This window comes from Sphingomonas sp. BL2, from assembly GCF_056680015.1.
In genome coordinates, this window is the sequence record NZ_CM155261.1 from 894,737 (window position 1) to 911,928 (window position 17,192).

Consider the following 17,192-nt stretch of genomic DNA (forward strand, 5'->3'; position numbering starts at 1 on the left):
ATCGTTCTTTATACCCATCGCACGAATGGGAATTACAAGGCGGCATCACCTTAGGGGAGGGAACCCATGATCGACCCACGCACCCAGCGGCGCCAGTTCGCGCTGCTCGCCGGCACTGCACTCGCCGCGCTCGCCGCGCCGGCCGCGGCCCAGGACGCGCCCGTAACGGCGCCGACAACCGCGCCCGCCCCGGCTGCGCAGAGCGACGAGGTGATCGTCACCGCGCGCTATCGCAACGAGACGCTCCAGTCGGTGCCGATCGCGATCACCGCGGTCAGCGGCCAGTCGCTCGCCGAGCGCCAGTTGAACACGGTCGAGAACATCGCCGCGACGATCCCCTCGGTCGGCTTCCGCAGCGGCGCGTCGAACAAGGATCGCACGATCTTCATCCGCGGCGTCGGCACGATCACGACCTCGCCCGGCGTCGAGCCATCGGTATCCACCGTGCTCGACGGCGTTGTCCTCACCCGCCCCGGCCAGTCGACGCTCGACCTCGGCGAAGTCGAGCGGATCGAGGTGTTGCGCGGCCCGCAGGGCACGTTGTTCGGCAAGAACGCCTCGGCGGGCGTCGTTAACATCGTCACCCGCAACCCGACCGACGAGTTCCGCGCGTTCGGCGAGGCGGGCATCACTTCCGACGAGGAATACCGGATCAAGGCCGGCATCTCGGGCGCGCTCGTCCCCGGCAAGGTGCAGGCCCTGATCGGCGGGCTGTACGACGACTATAAGGGCAACGTCCGCAACGTCGCGCAGGGGAAAGACGTCAACGGCTATCGGCGCTACGGCGCGCGCGGCAAGCTGGTCTTCACGCCGTCCGACGACCTGAAGTTCACGATCATCGGCGACTATCTCAACTCGCACGACACGACGCCGACCAGCGTCTATGCCGCCACCAGCCGCACGGCCTATCCGACCGGTGTCGTCACCAATTCGCCCGACCTCGCCGCCGCGCTGGGCGCAAGCGGGATCGCCGCGGGGCCGAGCAATCGCCGGACCAACAACAACGCGATCACCGACGTGAAGGACGAGAATTACGGCGGATCGTTCACCGGCGAACTCGCGCTCGGCGATTACCACCTCACCTCGATCACCGGCTGGCGGCAGTGGCTCAACAACCAGCGCCAGGATTACGACAGCGTCGCCGCGCTCTCGACCGCGTTCCCGTCGGGACAGGACGCAGGCAGCGTCAACACCAAGCAATTCTCCGAGGAACTGCGGTTGACCTCGCCCAAGGGTGGCCTGATCGATTACGTCGTCGGCGCCTATTACCTGCACGCGACGACCGACGAGCGATACCAGCGCACGCTGACCTCGCTCGCGGCGGGTGGCGCGCAGAGCACGACGACGGGCGTTGCAAACTACGGCATCACCAACGACAATTACGCACTGTTCGGTGAGGCGAACGTCAATTTCACGCCGAAATTCCGCGGTATCGCCGGCTATCGCTCGACCTGGGACAGCCTGGATTTCTACCACGTCCGCACCTCGACCGCGGATCCGCTCAACACCGGCGCGGCGGCGCTCGATCGCCCCGGCGTCCGCGCGTATCACAACGCGACCGGCGGGATCGACAAGCGCGGCGACAGCTATCGCCTCGGGCTCCAGTACGATCTGGGCGAGCATGCGCAGACCTATTTCACCTATTCGCACGGCTATAAGGGGCCGGCGTACAACGTGTATTTCAACATGCGATCGCTCAACGCGACGACGCCGCTCGACGAAGTGCCGCTGAGCCCGGAGACGTCCAACTCCTATGAAGTCGGGCTGAAGGGCAGCACCACGAACCGTGCGCTGAGCTATAGCCTGGCCGCGTTCACGACCAATTTCGACGGCTATCAGGCGAGCTTCAATGACGTCGTCGCGGGCGCGCAGGTCAGCCGGCTGATCAACGCCGGATCGGTGCGCTCACGCGGGGTCGAGGCGGACGTGACGCTGCGCCCGACCAAGGGCCTGACGCTCGACATCTCCGCTGCCTATACCGATGCGACGGTGCGCAACTTCCTCTGCCCGACCGGCGCGCCGACGAGCTGCAACATCAACGGCCAGCCGCTCCCCTATGCGCCGAAGATCAAGCTGTACGAGAATGCGGCATACAAGTTCGGGCTGACCGACACGCTGGCGCTTGAGTTGCAGACCGACGTGACGTTCAGCAGCAAGGTCCAATATTCGCTCGCCGAGACCCCGAGCACGATCCAGCCGTCCTATGCGATCTGGAATGCGAGCGTCGCGGTGCTGAGTGATACATCCGGGTGGCAGCTGCGCGCGTATGTGAAGAACCTGACGAACACCGCCTATTCGTCGTTCCTCACCGCGGGCACGTTTGCGGGCACGGTGCGGTTCGTGCCGCGCGACGACAAGCGCTATGCCGGGCTGCTGTTGCGTAAGGACTTCTGACCGAGCCCGGACCCTGCTGATGTTGTCGTGGCTGGATCGCCCCCTTCGGTCGACAAGCCGCTGTAATTGCGGCGCCATGCGGTACGCGCGTTCTTCCTATCGAACGCGTTTTACCACATGGTGTCCGCATGCCGACGATCCCCGCCGTCTCGACGATCGCCCAGACGATCCAGCTTTCGCTAGCGCCCGTGTTCATGCTGGCGGGTATCGGCCAGTTGCTGAACGTGCTCGCCGGTCGCCTGTCGCGCGTGATCGACCGCGCGCGCAAGCTGGAGCATCTCCACGCGAGCAGCACCGGACCCGAGCATGTCCGCTTCGTCTGGGAACTGCGCCTGCTCGACCGACGGATGACGATCATCAACGCCGCGCTGTTCCTCGCGGTCTCCAGCGCGATCATGACGTGTATCCTGATCGCGTTGCTGTTCATCGCCGAACTCGCGAAGCTGCACTTCGGGACCTACGTCGCGGTGTGCTTCATCTTGGCGATGATCCTGCTGATTGCGGCGCTGATTTCGTTCATTTTCGAAGTGCGGATTTCGCTCCGCGCATTTCGTATCCGCCCCGAATTGCTGAGGCCCTTGCCATGACCGGCTCGATCGAGAAGCGCCTGTTGCAGGCGGTGATTGCAGTGGCGTGCCTGTTGCCGCTGATCGTCGGCGGCCAGGGCATCCTGTACGGCCCGGCGCCATTCGGGCATCTGGCCGACGTGCCGACGGATCTCGACAGCCATTTCCGGTATATCTCGGGGATATTCTTCGCGACCGGGCTCGGGTTCGTGAGTTGCATCCCGAGTATCGAGCGCAAGGGGCCGCGGTTCCGGCTGCTCGGTGGGCTGATCTTCGTCGGGGGCATGTCGCGGCTGATATCGTTGATCGCGGTCGGCGTGCCGTCGCAGGGTCATGTGCTCGGGCTGGGCATGGAGACGATCGTCGTGCCGTTGCTGATGCTGTGGCAATGGAATTTCGCACGGCGGAATTTCGCGCGGCGGACCGCATCGCGCGCTTGATCTGAACGATGATCGCCAGCGTGCGTTAGGGCGACATCCAATCCCGTGCAGACAGGAACGCCGTGACGAGACTATTGAAGATCGTCGGCGGTGCGATCCTGTTGCTGGTCGTGATCGGTGCGCTGATCGTGACGATCGTGCCGCAATTTCTCGACCGGATCTATTATCGTGGGGCGACGTCGAGCCATTTCGACGGTGCGCGGTTCTTCAATCCCGACGGCGACGCGGATACGCAGCAGATTCAGCCCAAGGGAAGCGGCGGCGGCCGGGCGAGCTTCTTCTGGAAGTATCTCACCGGCAGCGATGGCCGGCCTGCGTGGCCCAAGTCGGTTGCAGTGAACCGGGTCGCACCACCCGCCCGCGTCGAGGGCGAGCGGATGGTCGTGACCTGGGTTGGCCATGCCAGCGTGCTGATCCAAACGCAGGGGCTCAACATCCTCACCGATCCGGTCTGGGCGGAGAAGGCCGGGCCGCTCGGCACGGGTCCTAGTCGTGTCGCCAAGCCGGGGATCGCGTTCGATGCGCTGCCCAGGATCGACCTCGTGCTGGTGAGCCACAATCATTACGATCATCTCGACAAGGCGACGCTTAAGCGGCTGTGGGAGCGCGATCGGCCGCGCATCGTCACGAGCTTGGGCAACGACCGCGTGATCGGCCAGACCGGCGCGCAGGCGACCGCGCTCGATTGGGGCCAGCGGGTGACGATCAGGCCCGGTGTGGCTGTGACAGTGACGCGGAACCACCATTGGGGCAGCCGGTGGTTCACCGATCGCAATCGTGCTTTGTGGTCGAGCTTCGTCGTGACGCTGCCGGGCGGGAACGTGTTCTTTGCTGGCGATACCGGGATGGGCGATGGCCAATGGCCGGTCGAGGCGGCGGCACTCGGGCCGATCCGGCTGGCGCTGATCCCGATCGGTGCGTTTCGGTTCGTCGATGGCCAGATGGAGTCCGGTAGCCATATCGGGCCGGTCGACGCGGTCGAGGTCTATCGCCGGCTCGGTGCGGCGCACGCGATCCCGATCCACTGGGGGACGTTCCGGCTGTCGTTCGAGGGGTATGATACGCCGCCGAAACTGCTGGCGGCGGCGATGCGGTGCACGGGGCAGACTGGGTTTGCGCCGGTGGCGATCGGGCAGCCAACGGAGGTTGCGGGGTATGTAAAGCCGGTGACGGTAACGCCGATGGCTCGGGCGGCCTTGTTGCAGTGTCTCGATACGCCGCAGGTTCGCGCACTCCGTTAATTCTTCCGTCACCCCGGAGTTGTTCGGCGCGTATCCCCTGCGACCAAGTAAGCCTGTTTCCCCGCAAAGGCGGGGACCCAGACTGGGCTCCCGCCTTCGCGGGAGAACAACGAGAGAGAAGCGTAACGCCGGCTCCACATCCCACCGCCCCGGCGAAGGCCGGGGCCCAGTTGGGGAAGGCTGCTAATGGAGGACAGCCCCTCGTTACTGCCACCTTTCCAATTGGGCCCCGGCCTTCGCCGGGGTGGTATTCCCCTCAATCGTGCACGCGCTTTACCCCATCTTGAACACGCAGAGCTTGTTGCCGTCCGGATCGCGAAAATACGCGCCGTAGAAGCCCATCTCCTCGGGTCCACGCGTGCCGGCAGCGCCTTCGTCCGCGCCGCCGAGTTCGATCGCCTTGGCGTAGATCTGGTCGACCTGCTCGCGCGAATCCGCTGCCAGCGCGACCATCGTGCCGTTGCCCGCGGTCGCGGCTGCGCCGTCATAGGGCTTCTTGCCGATCACCAGCATCGGCTTGTCGGGGCCCGCGCCGTAGAAGGTCAACTGGCGCGCGTCGGGCATTTGCATCAAGCGCTTGCCGCCGACCGTCGCGAACAGCGCGTCGTAAAACGCCAGCGACGAGTCGATGTCGTTGGTGCCGAGCGTCGCGTAACCGATCATGGGTCTCTCCTATTATAAATAAGGAGCGATATCGGAGGGTTACGCGGGGGACGCAACTAGCTGTTCCCCCGCGAAGGCGGGGGTCCAGGCCCGAACCCTCCCGGCATGCGACAGTGATGTAATCACTGGGCCCCGCGTTCGCGGGGGTACAGCTAGCGTTGCGGTCGTGGATTACCCGACGAAAGCGCGCTCGATCACGAACGTACCCGGCTTCGAATTCGCGCCCTCCTCGAAGCCATTCGCCTCGAGCATCACCGCGAACTCCTTGATCATCTCGGTCGAGCCACACAGCATCGCGCGGTCGGTCTCGGGGTTGAGCTTCTGCTCGCCGCGAACCGGGTGGCCGAACAGCGACGCGTCCTCGATCAGCGCACCGATCCGCCGCGTCGTGCGGAACGGCTCGCGCGTCACCGTCGGAATATAGTGGAACTGCGTCTGCGCCTCGTCGGCGATCAGCGGGTCCTCCGAGAGCAGCCCGACCATCTCGTCGTGATAGGCGAGATCGCTCACGCGGCGCACGCTGTGCACGACGATCACCTGCTCGTACGCAGCATAGACGTCGGGATCGCGCATCAGGCTGAGGAACGGCGCGAGGCCGGTGCCGGTCGAGAACATGAACAGGCGCTTCCCTGGCAGCAGCGCGTCGAGCACCAAAGTACCGGTCGGCTTCTTGCCGAGATACACCTCGTCGCCGGGCTGAATCAGCTGAAGCTTCGAGGTCAGCGGGCCATCCTCGACCTTGATCGACAGAAACTCGAGTTCCTCTGAATAATGTGGCGAGGCGATCGAATAGGCGCGCATGATCGGTTTGCCACCTTCCTGCGGCAGGCCGATCATCACGAACTCGCCCGAGCGGAAGCGGAAGGTCGAGGGCCGCTCGATCGCGAAGCTGAACAGATGTTCGTTCCAGTGGCGCACCCACAGCACCTTGGCGTTCAGGAACGCAGGGGTCTCGGGGATCAGCGCGGGCGCGCGGGTTGCTTCGACGGTCGGGGCGGTCATGCGTCTATTCCTTGGCCTGCGCGCGGGCGCTGGCGGATCGATGGCTTGCGAAACGGTCGCATTATGGGCGTGAGCCGAACGGGTCAACAACAGCTAAACTTGGCCTGCCCCAAACCGCACCCTTCTTACTGCGGTTCTCCTGCGAACGCAGGAGCCCAGGGTAACGCGCGGCGTCCTCTGTAACCCTGGACTCCTGCGTTCGCAGGAGAACGAGATGGGGATTGCCGTGATTGCCGACCGTTGCCGACTCAGGCCATGTTCCCCATATTCCCCCTGATGGCTATTCAGATCCGCACCAGTCTCGCCGAGCTCGAAACCGGCGAAAGCTTCGTCCCGCACCGCCCGACCGCGCGTCCCGACAAGGTCGAGGGCGGCAAGCGGTTCAACCTCGTCAGCGAGTACGAACCCGCCGGCGATCAGCCCACCGCGATCGCCGAACTCGTCTCCGCGATCGGCGACGGCGAGAAGGACCAGGTGCTGCTCGGCGTCACCGGTTCGGGCAAGACCTTCACGATGGCCAGCGTCATCAACCGGGTCCAGCGCCCCGCGCTGATCCTCGCGCCGAACAAGATCCTGGCCGCGCAACTCTACGGCGAGATGAAGTCGTTCTTCCCCGACAACGCGGTCGAATATTTCGTCAGCTATTACGATTATTACCAGCCCGAAGCGTATGTCGCGCGCTCCGACACGTACATCGAGAAGGAATCGTCGACCAACGAGTCGATCGACCGGATGCGGCATTCCGCCACTCGCGCGCTGCTCGAACGCGACGACGTGATCATCGTCGCGTCGGTGTCGTGCCTGTACGGCATCGGCTCGGTCGAGACCTATTCGGCGATGATTTTCGACCTCAAGAAAGGCACGACGGTCGACCAGCGCGAGATCGTGCGAAAGCTCGTCGCGCTCCAGTACAAGCGCAACGACGCGGCGTTCCAGCGCGGCAATTTCCGCGTGAAGGGCGATACGCTCGAGATCTTCCCGTCGCATTACGAGGACAGCGCGTGGCGTATCTCGTTCTTCGGCGACGATATCGAGGAGATCATCGAGTTCGATCCGCTGACCGGCAAGAAGGTCGCGTCGCTGAACTCGGTGCGCGTGTACGCGAACTCGCATTACGTGACGCCCGGCCCGACGCTCAAGCAGGCAGGCGAGGCGATCAAGCACGAGCTCGCCGAGCGGCTGAAGGAGCTGGTGCTGGAGGGCAAGCTGCTGGAGGCGCAGCGGCTCGAACAGCGCACCAACTTCGACCTGGAGATGATTGCGGCGACTGGGTCCTGCGCGGGGATCGAGAATTACAGCCGTTTCCTCACCGGCCGTATGCCGGGCGAGCCGCCACCCACGCTGTTCGAATATCTTCCGGACAACGCGCTGCTGTTCGTCGACGAGAGCCATGTCACGATCGGCCAGATCAACGGCATGTCGCGCGGCGATCACCGTCGCAAACTGACGCTCGCAGAATACGGCTTCCGCCTGCCGAGCGCGATCGACAACCGGCCGCTGCGCTTCAACGAATGGGACGCGATGCGCCCGCCGACGACCTATGTCTCGGCGACTCCGGGCAGCTGGGAGATGGAGCAGACCGGCGGCGTGTTCGCCGAACAGGTCATCCGCCCGACCGGGCTGATCGATCCGCCCGTCGAGATCAAGCCGGTCGAGGAACAGGTCCAGGACCTGATCGTCGAGGTCGGCAAGACCACGGCGCTAGGGTATCGCACGCTCGTCACCACGCTGACCAAGCGGATGGCGGAGGATCTGACCGAATATATGCACGAGGCGGGGATCAAGGTCCGCTACATGCACAGCGACGTCGAGACGCTGGAGCGCATCGAGTTGATCCGCGACTTACGGCTCGGCGTGTATGACGTGCTGATCGGCATCAACCTGTTGCGCGAGGGGCTCGACATTCCCGAATGCGGGCTCGTCGCGATCCTCGATGCGGACAAGGAGGGTTTCCTGCGCTCCGAAACGTCGCTGATCCAGACGATCGGGCGCGCCGCGCGCAACGTCGACGGCCGCGTGATCCTGTACGCCGACCGCGTCACCGGATCGATGGAGCGCGCGATGAACGAGACGTCGCGCCGCCGCGAGAAGCAGGTCGCGTACAACACCGAACACGGCATCACCCCGACGACGATCCGCCGCAACATCGGCGACATCATCGCGCACGTGGCGAGCCAGGATCAGGTGACGATCCCGATCGACGAGGACCGCCCGCACATGGTCGGCCACAACCTGCGCGCGTACATCGAGGATCTTGAGAAGCAGATGCGCAAGGCGGCGAGCGACCTAGAGTTCGAGACCGCCGGGCGACTGCGCGACGAGATCCGGCAGTTAGAGAAAGAGGAACTGGGCCTACCCGTCGACCAGCAGAAGGCGCCGGTCATGGGGCGTTCGAACGAGGGGAAGCCCGGAACGCGGAAAACGCGTTACGGTAAAAGCCAAAAGATGCGGATGGGTGGATCGCGGTCGCGGTAGTGCTTGCACATCTATCGCCAAGGTTATAGATGCTACTCGTCCATCAGCCCCCTGCAAGCTGTGATTGCAGAGTATCGGACCTCTAAAAGTCAGATATTCTTGGGGGATTGATATGATTCGTAGTTTTTTCGACAGCGAATCCGAACGCATCTATGACGGACAGCGTAGTCGCAAACTCCCTGCTGATATTCAGCAGACCGCACGTCGGAAGCTAAGACAGCTTGATAATGTTGCAAAGCTAAACGATTTACGTATTCCGACGGGCAATCGGCTTGAGCAGTTGAAACAGTGCTCGCCATTGCGGTATAGTATTCGAATTAACGATCAGTGGCGGATTACCTTTCACTGGTTCGACGGAGGCGCGGACGATGTCCGGATCGAGGATTACCATCGCGGATGACGACCGGTTGGATAACGTCCACCCAGGCGACATCCTGCGCGAGGATTTTCTCATCGGGAGCGAAATTTCGTTCGACGATGTTGCTCGGGACGCTCTGATCGAGCCCGCGCTTCTTCGTGAGATCGTGGCAAACAGAAGGGATATTGACCCTTCGATTGACGCCCGCCTGACCCGGTATTTTGGAATGTCAGACGGGTTTTTTCTGCGCCTCCAAGTTAGTTACGACGTCGAAGAGGTCAAGCGCAACGAGGCCGATGCGCTTGACCGGATCGTTCCGCGCGCGGCTTAACCGATGACGAGGTCTTCGCTGCTCGACCCGTAATAGCTTGCCACACGGTCGGCATAGGCCTGGTCGAACACCGGTGCGTTGTTCGCCCAGCTTGGGCCGCCTTCGAGGACGCGCTTGTCGATCGTGACGACGTAGAGATCGCGGACGGCGTCGAACTGCAGGAGCGCGAAGGGCAGCGGGTAGAAGCTCTTGCCCATGCCGAGGAAGCCGCCGAGGCTGAGCACGGCGTGGGTGACACGGCCGGTGCCCTTGTGGACCATGAACGCGTGGACCGAGCCGACATTGTCGCCGTCGCGGCTCTCGACCTTCATCGTGCCGGAGATGTTCGACTGGACAAGCAGCTGGGTGGGCGTCTGGGCGGCGGTATCGGACATGGACGTTCTCCTGATTTCTTCCGTCGTTGAACCGGTATCACCGTGCGGCGGTTCCCGCCGGGCGCTCTTCGTCGTACTTGAGCGACCGCCGGGCGTGCCGCATAGCGATGCGATGCGCACACCGTCCCCTCACCTCGTCGGCTTGCGATCGCTTGCCCGCCCTCTCGTCCTGGCGCGGCTTGCCGGTCTGGCGACGCTCGCGTTGATCGCGGGCTGCGTGCCGCCACCGCGGGCCGAAGCGCCGCCCCCGCCGCGCACCGTGGCCCCGGCCCCTGCCCCGGAGCCGCGTCCGGCACCGATTGCTGCCGACTGGCGCGACTGGCCGTATTCGCGGGGGACTTGGGTCTACCGCCGCGATGCGCGCGGTTCGATCGCGTTGTTCGGGCCGGCCAATGCCGATGCGTCGCTGACGGTGCGATGCGACACCGCGGCGCGCCAGGTCTACCTTTCGCGCGCGGGCAGCACGCCGACGCCGCTGACGATCCGCACGTCGAGCGTTACGCGCGCCGTGTCCGTACAGCCGACCGGAGGCACGCCGCCCTACGTCGCGGCTGCGCTGATGCCGAACGATTCGTTGCTGGAGGCGATGGGGTTCAGTCGCGGGCGGTTCGTCGTCCAGCAGGCCGGACTGCCGCCGCTGGTCGTGCCCGCCTGGGCCGAGATCGAACGCGTCACCGAGGATTGCCGCGGCTGATTTCGACGAACCGGCAGTCGCACAGGACTGACCGAAAACTTCCGTAAAACAAGGCTTGTATCGCAGGCGCGGTCGGCACACATTGGCCTTGCGGTCAGGCTTGGCCGCGTTGTTTCAACAAGCGAAAGGAGGTGATCCGATGTCTCATGGTTCAGCAGTGAGTTCGGTTCGGTTCGTTCGGGGGACGCACCGCTAACGCCGCCGACATGCGTGGGGAGTATCCTCTCCCAGTCAACGCGTGTGTCATAGGATAGGCGGTACGCATGGTCCTCCGGGCTGGAGCTCTCCGGCCGCTGACCATGTCAGGAGGCTGTCGGGTCGTCGGGAGACGATCCGGCAGCCTCTTTTCGTTGGGGGGGTGTTGGGGTGGCGATGGTGGTCGACCTTATGCCGTTTAAGACGACATTGCGCTAGGGGAACAGGTCCGCCGTTGTCGAAACACTCCGGCCCCTACTAGCTGACGATGTCGGCGGGCGCCGGCTGAGTAGGTGCCTGGCTTCCCGTCCGCACCGGTCATTTTCTGTGTTCCGCATTACGGCTAAGCACCCGAAGTCGAGCACTCATAGGCCGACGCTGAAGCAGCCGAGAGGTCACAAATGCATGCCCCGCTCCCGCCGTCATCCTGACGAAAGTCAGGATCCAGGGTCGCAAAGAGCCGCATTTGGTTACTCTGGATCCTGACTTTCGTCAGGATGACGGGAGAGAGTCGGGACCGAGTGGGCTGCTGATGCAAAGACCTCGATCTGCTACGCGTATTGCCCGAACCTCGCCCTTGGTCCGTAACTGCCCCTACAGGAACGACTTCGCCCGGTTGAGGACGATGCTGCACATCCGCGTCTTCACCTGCCCGCCGAGGTCGTCGAGTGAAAACGCCTGGCCGTTCGGCGCCTGCACTTCGCCTTCCTGTCCCGCGGCATAGCCCGGCGAAGTCTGCACGCCCTGACGTCCGGTCAGACGCTGGAGGATCGACTGCGCGCCGGTGGCCGGGGCCTTCGCGCTGCCCGCTCGCGGTGCATTCCGTCCGCCGGTTAAGGCGCCAAGCGCACCGTCTTGCCCGAGCAGATTGTTCTTCAGGCAATATCCGAGCAACCCGGCAGCATTGCCCGCGCCGATCGATCCGACGTTCGGCAACGCGCCACCTAGCAGACCGCCGAGTCCCCCGAGGCTGCCCAAGCCACCCTGCGTCGGCGCCGATTGTGGCGCGGTGGTCTGGGCCGAGGCCGTGGTCGCGAGTGCGAAGGCTGCGACGAGGGCGATTGCGGTCTTGGGCATGATGAGCGTGCTCCGATAAGGTCGTATTACCAACAGGACTGGCCGGGGTGCGTTCCGAGCTCGGCATCGTTCAGCCGCCCGCGAAGAACGCGTCGACCGATCCGCGCTTGGCGCCCAACGCCGCCGCGACCCGTCGGCGGGCATCGTAATATACCAGTGCCGGCGCCGCCGGATCGGTCTTGCGAAGGCGTGCGGCCTCCGCGTCCGTCAGGCTGCTCTCGCGCGCGACATGATCTGCATACCCCTCCTGCTGCCAGGTCGGGAGCATAGCACTGCGCACTTCGCCAAGATGGTTGGCGATCATGATGTGCGTCGTCTCGTGCGCGATCACGCCGGACAGCGTGCGAGTGCCGCCGATCGCACGACCGTTCGTCACGCGGTCGGCGGCGACGCCGCTGCGGTTGAAGACGATCGCCGAACTGAACGGCCGGCGGAACGCGAAGGCGCCCGGCGACTGGATGGCCAGAAGGCGCCACCGCCAGCCACCGTCCGTCAGGAACAGCGACCGATCGAGCGGCCCGCTGTAGATCGGACTGGCGCGCAGCAACCCTTCCGCGCACGCCAGTTCGCTGGCGATCCGCGGATCGATCGGGCGCTCGGCATAGACGGTGACGGTGCCGATCCGCTGCTCATACGGAAACGCCAGCAACTGCGGCGCGTAGATGACCGCGAAGGCAAGCAGAAGTAGGAAGGCTACGATCCACCGTACGGACCCATGCCCCCTTCTGCGTGCGCGCGTCGTCATGCCGGCTTCAGCAACCCCTCACGCGCGATCTTCTCGCGCCAGACTAAAGGTGCGAGCTGGTGGACGTTCTCGCCCGCAGAATCGACCGCGACGGTCACCGGGAAGTCGCTGACCTCGAACTCGTAGATCGCTTCCATGCCGAGATCTGCGAAGCCGACGACCTTCGATCCCTTGATCGCGCGCGCGACCAGATACGCCGCCCCGCCGACCGCCATCAGATACGCCGACTTGGCTTCCGCGATCGCCTTGGTCGCATCGCCGCCGCGTTCCGCCTTGCCGACCATCGCCAGCAGGCCCTGGTCGAGCATCATCCGCGTGAACTTGTCCATCCGCGTCGCCGTGGTGGGGCCCGCAGGTCCGACGACTTCCTCGCCGACCGGATCGACCGGGCCGACGTAATAGATCACGCGACCCTTGAAATTGACCGGCAGCGGCTCGCCCGCATCGAGCATGTCCTTGATCCGCTTGTGCGCCGCATCGCGCCCGGTCAGCATCTTGCCGTTGAGCAGCAGGCGGTCGCCGTGCTTCCACGTCTGCACGACGTCGGGCGTCAGCGTGTCGAGATCGACGCGGATCGCGGCCTTGTCTGGCGTCCAGTTGACGTCGGGCCATTCCTCCAGCTTCGGCGCTTCGAGATACACCGGGCCTGAGCCGTCGAGCACGAAATGCGCGTGGCGCGTGGCGGCGCAGTTGGGGATCATCGCCACCGGCTTCGATGCGGCGTGCGTCGGCCAGTCGAAGATCTTCACGTCGAGAATAGTCGAAAGCCCGCCCAGCCCCTGCGCGCCGATGCCGAGCGCGTTGACCTTGTCGTAGATCTCGATCCGCAGCGCCTCGATATCGTTCTTCGGGCCACGCGCCTTCAACTGCGCCATGTCGATCGAGCCCATCAGCGACTGCTTGGCGAGGATCATCGACTTCTCGGCAGTGCCGCCGATGCCGATGCCGAGCATGCCGGGCGGGCACCAGCCGGCGCCCATCTGCGGGATCATCTCGAGCACCCAGTCGACGATCGAATCGCTCGGGTTCATCATCTTGAACTTCGACTTGTTCTCGCTGCCGCCGCCCTTCGCCGCGACGTCGATCGAGACGGTGTTGCCGGGCACCATCTCGACATGCATCACGCTTGGCGTGTTGTCCTTGGTGTTGCGACGCGTGAAGGCGGGGTCGGCGAGGATCGACGCACGCAGCTTGTTCTCGGGGTTGAGATAGGCTTTTCGCACGCCCTCATCGACGACTTCCTGCAAGCTGCGGGTCGAGTCGAGGCGGCAATCCTGGCCCCATTTGACGAAGATCGTGACGATCCCCGTGTCCTGGCAGATCGGGCGGTGACCCTCCGCGCACATCCGGCTGTTGGTGAGGATCTGCGCGATCGCATCCTTGGCGGCGGGCGATTGCTCCGCTTCGTACGCGACGCCCAGTGCGCGGATATAGTCCATCGGGTGGTAGTAGCTGATGAACTGGAGTGCGTCGGCGACGCTTTCGATCAGGTCGGCTTCGGTGATGACGGTCATGCAGCGCCCTTACGGATACAGGTTTGCAAGCGTCTTAGCGGCGATCGTGCGATTTTTGAAGACGGGGTCGTTGCGGTGACCGGAGCGCCAACGGCCGAAGGTCACGATAAGGTCACACCAACATGCCCTCACGTATCCGATGCCACCAAACGGAAAAGGTCGGGATGGCCTTAGCGCCACCCCGACCTTTCCTATTCATATCAGAGTGTTAGTGGTATTACATCGGCGGTGTCAGGCCGTCCTTGCCGACGGCGATCGACTTGGCGCCCTTGGAGTCGGTCGCAACGATCGCGAACAGCTTCTGGCCCTTGGCGAGGACCGTGCGCTGGGCCGGCTCGAACCGGACGATCGGCGTGCCGACGGGAACGACGACCTGGGCCTTGCCGCCCTTGTACGAGATGCTCAGCTTGGTCTCGCCGGGCTTGCCTACCCCGCCGGTAACGGTGCCGTTGGTCATGCCGCTCTGCTGCGCGACCGTGCCGTTCGTCATCGCGCTCTGGCCATCGACGGTGCCGTTTGTCATCGCGCTCTGCCCGTCGACGGTGCCGTTGGTCATTGCGCTGGAGCCGCTCGTACCGCCGCCTGCAGCAGCGACCGCGCCGGGAACGTCCCAGGGATAATGACCCTCGCCCGTGCCGCGCATCGCCTCGGGGAAGATCACCAGTTCGACCGCGCGCAGGGCGTCGTCGGGACCGGTCGTCGCGGTGCCGATGAAGTCGCCGTCCTTGAGCGTCGACAGGTCGGACTTCACGACCCAGGCGAACTTGGTGTTGGCGTCGAGCGGCACGGTGGCCGACTTGCCGTCATAGGTCTGGACGGTCAGCGCGTCGGCGCCGATCGCGGTGATCACGCCGCGGACCCGGTTGACCGCCGGGGTCGCGCTCGCCGCGGCGCTGGTGTTGCCCATGGCGATGTTCGCGGTCGTGGTGTTGGAGTCCGTCGAAGTCGTCTGACCACAGCCGCCAAGGACCGCAACCACACCGCTCAGCAGTATCAGCTTTTTCGTCAACATCGCATCGAATCCTTCGAGTATCGGAGCGCGCGATGCCGCAACGGCCTCGGCGATCGGGTTTTCAGCGGCCAAGGTGGCTTGGTCGGTGTAGCTCAACGCTGGGAGACGGCAACCGGGCGCATCGCGCTATCCCGTACGCAGATGGACGGAATCTCGACGCAACGGCCACTATCCGGGCCACGACGCACGGCGTAGATCGTCGCGATGCAGGATATCAGAAATATTGTCGTTCTGACCGGGGCGGGCATTTCAGCGGAAAGCGGGATCGCGACGTTTCGCGGACCGGGTGGCTTGTGGGAAGGGCACCGTGTCGAAGACGTCTGCACACCCGAGGCGCTCGCGGCGGATCCGGAACTGGTGCACCGGTTCTACGATCTGCGGCGCGCGGCTCTGGCGACGGTCGAGCCTAACGCCGCACACCACGCGCTGGCGCGGCTGGATGCGGCTTGGAAGGGCGAGTTGCTGATCGTCACGCAGAATGTCGATGACCTGCATGAGCGGGCGGGGGCGACGCGGATGCTGCATATGCATGGCGAGTTGCTGTCGGCGCTGTGTGCCGTTTGTGGGGCGCGCGAGCCTTGGTTCGGGGCGTTGTTGCCGGAGGGGTCGGTCTGCGGCGCGTGCGGGGCGGCGGCGTTGCGGCCGGACATCGTGTTCTTTGGGGAGATGCCGTACCAAATGGAGCGGATCGAGGCGGCGTTGGCGATGGCGGATCTGTTCGTGTCGATCGGGACTTCGGGCGCGGTGTATCCGGCGGCGGGGTTCGTGCAGACCGCGGCGTATCACGGGGCGCGGACGCTGGAGCTGAACCTTGATCCGTCGATGGGGAGCATGTTTTTCGAGCAGACGCGGATCGGGGCGGCGGGGGTCTTGGTGCCGGCTTGGGTTGATGAGATGTTGGGCTAGGTACCTGGCATCCACCCCGGCGGAGGCCGGGGCCCAGTTGGGAAGGTCTGAGTAACGGAGCGCTGTCAGTCGTGACGACCGTCCCCCAACTGGGCCCCGGCCTTCGCCGGGGTGGTGGTGGGCTGGTGGCTTCGGCGCGCCTCGTAACCGACGGAAGATTGTTCTCCCGGTTGAGGTCAGTCGACCCAGTCGAGACCCATGTCGCGGTAGACTTCGCGGTCTTCGTCCCAGCCGGGTTTGACCTTCACGTGCAGGTAGAGATGGACGGGCTTGCCGGTGATCGAGGAGAGTTCGATGCGGGAGCGGGCGCCGATTTCCTTGATGCGGACGCCGCCCTTGCCGAGCACGATCGCGCGCTGCGTCGGGCGTTCGACGAGGATCTGCTGGTGGATTTCGAGGCTGCCGTCCTGGCGTTCGATATACTGTTCGGTCTCGATCGTGCTCGCATAGGGCAGTTCGGCATGGAGCTGGAGGTACAGCTGCTCGCGCGTGACTTCGGATGCCAGCGCGCGCTCGGTTGAGTCGGAGACTTGGTCTTCAGGGTAATGCCACGGGCCTTCGGGCATTGCCTTGGCGAGCTGAGTCTTGAAGTGGGCGAGGCCGTCGCCGGTGCCGGCGCTGATGAAGAACGTCTCGGCGAACGGGAGCAGCGCGTTCAGTTTCTCGGCGTGGATCAGCAGCTTGGTCTTGTCAGCGAGATCGACCTTGTTGAGGATCAGCCAGATCGGCTCGGTGCGGCCGACCAGCGACTCGACGATCGTCGTGACCTTGCCGCCGATCCCGCCCTTGGCGTCGACCACCAGTGCGATGATGTCGGAGCCCTCCGCGCCGCCCCAGGCGGCGGCGACCATTGCGCGGTCGAAGCGGCGCTTGGGCTCGAAGATGCCGGGGGTGTCGACGAGCAGGATCTGCGTTTCGCCCTCGATCGCGACGCCCATCAGTTTCGCACGCGTCGTCTGCGCCTTTGGGCTGACGATCGCGACCTTCTGGCCGACGAGCGCATTGACGAGCGTCGACTTGCCCGCGTTCGGCGCGCCGACGATGGCGACTAGGCCGCAATGCTTGGTATCGGGCTTGGTATTCGTTTCAGTCACATATGCTCTTTTCGAACTGGTGTTGCGTTCGGCTGTACAGGGAAAATGGCCGTCCGTCATCGCGTCGCGAGAAGGTCGAAGAAGGCAGTTTTGTTCGCGCAAAGGCGCAAA

17 protein-coding genes are annotated in these 17,192 nt (G+C 64.5%); 9 read left to right on the plus strand and 8 right to left on the minus strand.

Annotated features, from left to right (window positions below; translation table 11 throughout):
- Nucleotides 1-66: 66 nt before the first annotated feature.
- The 4 genes from AC1ME3_RS03985 to AC1ME3_RS04000 all read left to right on the plus strand — a co-directional run bounded on the left by AC1ME3_RS03985 (nt 67) and on the right by AC1ME3_RS04000 (nt 4,641).
- Entirely contained in the window at nt 67-2,394 is a 2,328-nt protein-coding gene (locus tag AC1ME3_RS03985) for a TonB-dependent receptor (RefSeq protein WP_480954949.1), read from the plus strand.
- 128 nt (nt 2,395-2,522) lie between these two features.
- Nucleotides 2,523-2,981 carry a DUF2721 domain-containing protein gene (locus AC1ME3_RS03990; RefSeq protein WP_056065567.1) on the plus strand — a complete coding sequence of 153 codons (459 nt, stop codon included), beginning with the start codon at nt 2,523-2,525 and terminating at the stop codon, nt 2,979-2,981.
- Nucleotides 2,978-3,400 carry a DUF4345 domain-containing protein gene (locus tag AC1ME3_RS03995; RefSeq protein ID WP_480954950.1) on the plus strand — a complete coding sequence of 141 codons (423 nt, stop codon included), beginning with the start codon at nt 2,978-2,980 and terminating at the stop codon, nt 3,398-3,400. Before AC1ME3_RS03990 ends, AC1ME3_RS03995 begins: the two co-directional genes overlap by 4 nt.
- A 62-nt stretch (nt 3,401-3,462) precedes the next feature.
- Nucleotides 3,463-4,641 carry an MBL fold metallo-hydrolase gene (locus AC1ME3_RS04000; protein WP_480954951.1) on the plus strand — a complete coding sequence of 393 codons (1,179 nt, stop codon included), beginning with the start codon at nt 3,463-3,465 and terminating at the stop codon, nt 4,639-4,641.
- Nucleotides 4,642-4,914: 273 nt separating this feature from the next.
- Here AC1ME3_RS04000 and AC1ME3_RS04005 read toward each other — a convergent pair whose 3' ends face one another.
- Together AC1ME3_RS04005 and AC1ME3_RS04010 are read right to left on the minus strand one after the other, a co-directional pair.
- Nucleotides 4,915-5,304, minus strand: a complete 390-nt coding sequence (locus AC1ME3_RS04005) for a VOC family protein (protein WP_480954952.1) — start codon at nt 5,302-5,304, stop codon at nt 4,915-4,917.
- Between the two features lie 171 nt (nt 5,305-5,475).
- Nucleotides 5,476-6,306: a ferredoxin--NADP reductase gene (locus tag AC1ME3_RS04010; protein ID WP_060526489.1), complete on the minus strand. Its 831-nt coding sequence runs from the start codon at nt 6,304-6,306 to the stop codon at nt 5,476-5,478.
- A 276-nt stretch (nt 6,307-6,582) separates the two neighbouring features.
- Between AC1ME3_RS04010 and uvrB the strand changes: the two genes are divergently transcribed.
- The 3 genes from uvrB to AC1ME3_RS04025 all read left to right on the plus strand — a co-directional run bounded on the left by uvrB (nt 6,583) and on the right by AC1ME3_RS04025 (nt 9,470).
- The gene (gene uvrB, locus AC1ME3_RS04015; RefSeq protein ID WP_480954953.1) at nt 6,583-8,781 is read left to right on the plus strand and encodes an excinuclease ABC subunit UvrB; all 2,199 of its coding nucleotides are present in this window, start codon (nt 6,583-6,585) and stop codon (nt 8,779-8,781) included.
- Nucleotides 8,782-8,893: 112 nt separating this feature from the next.
- Nucleotides 8,894-9,181: a type II toxin-antitoxin system RelE/ParE family toxin gene (locus tag AC1ME3_RS04020; RefSeq protein WP_480954954.1), complete on the plus strand. Its 288-nt coding sequence runs from the start codon at nt 8,894-8,896 to the stop codon at nt 9,179-9,181.
- Nucleotides 9,150-9,470, plus strand: a complete 321-nt coding sequence (locus AC1ME3_RS04025) for a HigA family addiction module antitoxin (RefSeq protein WP_480954955.1) — start codon at nt 9,150-9,152, stop codon at nt 9,468-9,470. The genes AC1ME3_RS04020 and AC1ME3_RS04025 overlap by 32 nt, the downstream gene beginning before the upstream one ends.
- Here AC1ME3_RS04025 and AC1ME3_RS04030 read toward each other — a convergent pair.
- A complete protein-coding gene (locus tag AC1ME3_RS04030; protein WP_480954956.1) occupies nt 9,467-9,844 on the minus strand; it encodes a PRC-barrel domain-containing protein in 378 nt (125 codons plus the stop codon). The two genes, AC1ME3_RS04025 and AC1ME3_RS04030, sit on opposite strands and share 4 nt — an antisense overlap.
- Nucleotides 9,845-9,956: 112 nt before the next feature.
- Here AC1ME3_RS04030 and AC1ME3_RS04035 point away from each other — a divergent pair, with 112 nt between their 5' ends.
- Nucleotides 9,957-10,538, plus strand: a complete 582-nt coding sequence (locus tag AC1ME3_RS04035) for a hypothetical protein (RefSeq protein ID WP_480954957.1) — start codon at nt 9,957-9,959, stop codon at nt 10,536-10,538.
- Nucleotides 10,539-11,327: 789 nt separating this feature from the next.
- On the opposite strand, the gene AC1ME3_RS04040 is transcribed toward AC1ME3_RS04035, so the two are convergent.
- The 4 genes from AC1ME3_RS04040 to AC1ME3_RS04055 all read right to left on the minus strand — a co-directional run bounded on the left by AC1ME3_RS04040 (nt 11,328) and on the right by AC1ME3_RS04055 (nt 15,081).
- A complete protein-coding gene (locus AC1ME3_RS04040) occupies nt 11,328-11,810 on the minus strand; it encodes a DUF2501 domain-containing protein (protein ID WP_480954958.1) in 483 nt (160 codons plus the stop codon).
- Nucleotides 11,811-11,880: 70 nt separating this feature from the next.
- A complete protein-coding gene (locus tag AC1ME3_RS04045) occupies nt 11,881-12,555 on the minus strand; it encodes a hypothetical protein (protein WP_480954959.1) in 675 nt (224 codons plus the stop codon).
- Nucleotides 12,552-14,069, minus strand: a complete 1,518-nt coding sequence (locus AC1ME3_RS04050; protein ID WP_480954960.1) for a fumarate hydratase — start codon at nt 14,067-14,069, stop codon at nt 12,552-12,554. The genes AC1ME3_RS04045 and AC1ME3_RS04050 overlap by 4 nt, the downstream gene beginning before the upstream one ends.
- A 217-nt stretch (nt 14,070-14,286) precedes the next feature.
- Nucleotides 14,287-15,081, minus strand: coding sequence for a hypothetical protein (locus AC1ME3_RS04055; protein ID WP_480954961.1), 795 nt, complete (start codon nt 15,079-15,081; stop codon nt 14,287-14,289).
- 204 nt (nt 15,082-15,285) lie between these two features.
- On the opposite strand from AC1ME3_RS04055, the gene AC1ME3_RS04060 reads away from it, so the two are divergent.
- Nucleotides 15,286-15,987, plus strand: coding sequence for an NAD-dependent deacylase (locus AC1ME3_RS04060; RefSeq protein WP_480954962.1), 702 nt, complete (start codon nt 15,286-15,288; stop codon nt 15,985-15,987).
- A gap of 176 nt (nt 15,988-16,163) precedes the next feature.
- Here AC1ME3_RS04060 and era read toward each other — a convergent pair whose 3' ends face one another.
- Nucleotides 16,164-17,081, minus strand: a complete 918-nt coding sequence (gene era / locus AC1ME3_RS04065) for a GTPase Era (protein WP_480954963.1) — start codon at nt 17,079-17,081, stop codon at nt 16,164-16,166.
- Between the last annotated feature and the right edge of the window lie 111 nt (nt 17,082-17,192).

What these genes read in the sequence shown, in the direction of transcription:
- AC1ME3_RS03985 (WP_480954949.1), top strand. Translation starts at nt 67, where the DNA reads ATGATCGACCCACGCACCCAGCGGCGCCAGTTCGCGCTGCTCGCCGGC.
- AC1ME3_RS03990 (WP_056065567.1), top strand. Translation starts at nt 2,523, where the DNA reads ATGCCGACGATCCCCGCCGTCTCGACGATCGCCCAGACGATCCAGCTT.
- AC1ME3_RS03995 (WP_480954950.1), top strand. Translation starts at nt 2,978, where the DNA reads ATGACCGGCTCGATCGAGAAGCGCCTGTTGCAGGCGGTGATTGCAGTG.
- AC1ME3_RS04005 (WP_480954952.1), bottom strand. Translation starts at nt 5,304, where the DNA reads ATGATCGGTTACGCGACGCTCGGCACCAACGACATCGACTCGTCGCTG.
- AC1ME3_RS04010 (WP_060526489.1), bottom strand. Translation starts at nt 6,306, where the DNA reads ATGACCGCCCCGACCGTCGAAGCAACCCGCGCGCCCGCGCTGATCCCC.
- uvrB (WP_480954953.1), top strand. Translation starts at nt 6,583, where the DNA reads ATGGCTATTCAGATCCGCACCAGTCTCGCCGAGCTCGAAACCGGCGAA.
- AC1ME3_RS04020 (WP_480954954.1), top strand. Translation starts at nt 8,894, where the DNA reads ATGATTCGTAGTTTTTTCGACAGCGAATCCGAACGCATCTATGACGGA.
- AC1ME3_RS04025 (WP_480954955.1), top strand. Translation starts at nt 9,150, where the DNA reads ATGTCCGGATCGAGGATTACCATCGCGGATGACGACCGGTTGGATAAC.
- AC1ME3_RS04030 (WP_480954956.1), bottom strand. Translation starts at nt 9,844, where the DNA reads ATGTCCGATACCGCCGCCCAGACGCCCACCCAGCTGCTTGTCCAGTCG.
- AC1ME3_RS04035 (WP_480954957.1), top strand. Translation starts at nt 9,957, where the DNA reads ATGCGCACACCGTCCCCTCACCTCGTCGGCTTGCGATCGCTTGCCCGC.
- AC1ME3_RS04040 (WP_480954958.1), bottom strand. Translation starts at nt 11,810, where the DNA reads ATGCCCAAGACCGCAATCGCCCTCGTCGCAGCCTTCGCACTCGCGACC.
- AC1ME3_RS04045 (WP_480954959.1), bottom strand. Translation starts at nt 12,555, where the DNA reads ATGACGACGCGCGCACGCAGAAGGGGGCATGGGTCCGTACGGTGGATC.
- AC1ME3_RS04050 (WP_480954960.1), bottom strand. Translation starts at nt 14,069, where the DNA reads ATGACCGTCATCACCGAAGCCGACCTGATCGAAAGCGTCGCCGACGCA.
- AC1ME3_RS04055 (WP_480954961.1), bottom strand. Translation starts at nt 15,081, where the DNA reads ATGTTGACGAAAAAGCTGATACTGCTGAGCGGTGTGGTTGCGGTCCTT.
- AC1ME3_RS04060 (WP_480954962.1), top strand. Translation starts at nt 15,286, where the DNA reads ATGCAGGATATCAGAAATATTGTCGTTCTGACCGGGGCGGGCATTTCA.